Below are 227 nucleotides of genomic sequence, written 5' to 3'. Positions count from 1 at the left end.
AGCAACAGGTTTATGGACAGTTGGAAATATGGCAATTGCAGCCACTCACACTTTACAGATAACAGCCACAGTGAATGCTACAGGAAATTATGTAAATGGGGCTGAAGTCACCGCAAGCAGCCAGCCTGATCCAGACTCTACTCCAAACAATGGGGCTACAGCAGAAGACGACTATGCAGAAGCTACTACGGTTCCAGTTCCAACATCAGCAGATTTATCATTAACCA

1 protein-coding gene is annotated in these 227 nt (G+C 45.4%); it reads left to right on the top strand.

Annotated elements, in window-relative coordinates; translation table 11 throughout:
* Positions 1 to 227, top strand: a 227-nt coding sequence (locus tag DM397_RS00080; RefSeq protein WP_162615402.1) for a DUF11 domain-containing protein, incomplete at both ends; no start/stop codon positions are given.

This window comes from Flavobacterium nitrogenifigens (genome assembly GCF_003254565.1).
In the GTDB taxonomy this organism is placed as follows: Bacteria; Bacteroidota; Bacteroidia; order Flavobacteriales; family Flavobacteriaceae; genus Flavobacterium; species Flavobacterium nitrogenifigens.
This window is presented reverse-complemented; position numbering and strand designations above follow the sequence as displayed.